2 protein-coding genes are annotated in these 2,296 nt (G+C 43.8%); both read right to left on the bottom strand.

The features are described 5' to 3' along the window. Positions 1 to 597 (bottom strand): histidine kinase dimerization/phospho-acceptor domain-containing protein (locus WKF69_RS17515; RefSeq protein ID WP_340383518.1); only part of this gene is annotated, 597 nt, incomplete at its 3' end. A gap of 204 nt (positions 598 to 801) precedes the next feature. Next, the coding region (locus WKF69_RS17510) for an OmpA family protein (protein WP_340383517.1) at positions 802 to 2,296 on the bottom strand (1,495 nt) is incomplete at its 5' end.

Raw genomic sequence — 2,296 nt, 5'->3', positions numbered from 1 at the left:
TAATGCCTTATCAGTTAGATGCTTATTTCTGTCTTCAGTAACGAGATTACGCTGTATGAACTGCAGATAGGCGGTTATGCTGGTCAGCGGGGTTTTTAATTCGTGGCTGGCCAGGGCGATAAAATCGTCTTTCTTCTTATTTAGCTCTTGCAGCTGACTGTGAAGGGCTATTTCTGCATTTATAGTGAGGAGCTCCGCAGCCCGTTTCGACTTCTCTCCGCTTTCATAAAGGAGCACTTTATTGGCGATCAACAGCTCGGCAGCTCGCTTTTGCTTCTCCTCGCTTTCATAACGAAGCGCTGTATTGGCGATGGCTAACTCCGCGGCCCTGTTCTCTTTTTCCTTGTTTTGATAGATCAGCTCTTTATTAGCAATGTCTAGCTCTGTAGCACGTTTTTCCTTTTCTTCGTTCTGAAAAGTAAGTTCCTTAACTGCAATTAACAGCTCTGCGGCACGCTTCTCTTTTTCCTTAATTTCGAATTCACGTTCAATATTAGCTAACACGAGTTCCGCTTCTCGCTTCTCACGCTCGGCGATTAGGAAAGCGATTTCTTCGCGCGCAAGCCGTAACTCTTCAGCAGGACTTGATTCTTTCATTAAGACAGTTAAAATTGGTGTCAATAAAAATAGGGATAAATACGCGAAATTTGAATCACAACACCAGGATATTTCATGAAGTTGATCTGTCGATTGACAAATTAATTGATCCACCCTGACACTTCGAATGGCGGTCAAGTGAACAAAAAAAGCCCCCGACAGGGGGCTCTTAATTAATAAAATATGACCAGAATGCGTTAGTGGTTATCTTTTAGTTATGATATCAATGATAACCGTCCGGTTATAAAAACGTTCTTCCGGAAGCATATTTTCAAATGGAGATTTACTTTCATCTTCACCTAAACCAATGGTTTCAAACGTTATGTTATTTTTCCCGGAGTTCGAAAGCGCACTTTTCAGAATTTGCTGTGCCTCGGCCGCTCTGTCCTGCGATAATGTTTTGTTATAACCTTCCTCTCCTATCACATCCGTGTGGCCATGTATGATCACAGTGGAACCGTCCGGGATTTGCGGGCTAACCACGTCTCTTAAGAAAGTGCTGTAAGCCTGGATGGTTTTGGTTTTATCAAAGTCAAACAGAATACTATAACGATATGCCTTTTCGATATTATCATCCTGACGCGCTAAACGCATTGTGGTAGTTTTAGTAATTGGCAAACCATTCTTAGTCTCGCCTTGCATCGTTATATTATAATTTCCCGCTGCACGATCGCCCAATATGGTTTTCCCCGGAACAGTTTCCCGATCACTGGTGAATGGTCCAAAGCGCTGACTTATCCCCTGCTCATCGGTAACATTTACCGTCCAGGATTTTAGTGTGCTGGTAGCACCTCCAACATTGAATATTACGTTACTGTCATCAGGGTTAAACTGAACTGCTTCAATTTGTACAGGGCGCAATCCTCCGCCAACTTCCATCAGCAATTCAGGCGATTTGCTTTCAATATCAACCCTTCTGTCGCCTGCACGAAGTAATACCAGCTCTTTGGTACCGCCGGGTTGTTCAGAAGGAATAAGTGGCTTTGTACGACCGTCAGTTGATATACGTGATGCATCAATTCCGAAAGTATTAACCAGGTAAAGCTTTATACCCTCTGCGAACTGCTTGCCTTCTTCAGGTCCATTCATGGATGCCCCGCTTAAAGAAATTAATGAGCCTGGATTTGCCCTCAAACGATCGCCCGTTATGTTAAGAATATTATGATACACGTTCAACTGACGTGCCGCACGGCCGTTCATTCCGCCTGTCGGCATGGTTTGAAGTTGAGATTCCCTAAAGTTATTCGCCTGATCTCTGGAAAGATTTACATAACGTGATGGGATAGCTGTAGACCCCTCATCAAAGAAGACATAATTACGCAGGGGTAATGTTTCGTTTACCTGGCGCTTTAAAGAGGCAACTAGCGGCGCCCTAACCGAGAAATTCACATCAGCAGCTGGCATAACCGCGACAACCGGTGTTGGAGCAATAGTTGCAATCGGACCTTTACCAAATTTAAGTGCTGCGCCCAATCTTATGGTAGAAATCGTCAAACTTTCAATAGTTCGTGGATCCTGGCCAAAATATGGGTGAAAAGATAAAAATGGAGAGAGAGCGACTTTAGATTCTTTGTCTGGTGCTGAAATTATAAAGTCATAACCAGCACCTATCTGCCCTGAAATAATAGTCTTACGCATGGCACTCATTTCTGCGTCCGTGTCAGGCTGCTTGAGCTGAGTGTAAGCGAAATCCGTTGCT

It is taken from the genome of Daejeonella sp. (genome assembly GCF_037719425.1).
Classification (GTDB): domain Bacteria; phylum Bacteroidota; class Bacteroidia; order Sphingobacteriales; family Sphingobacteriaceae; genus Daejeonella.
Note: the sequence above shows the minus strand (reverse complement) of the source record. Positions and strands in the feature narration are given on the sequence as shown.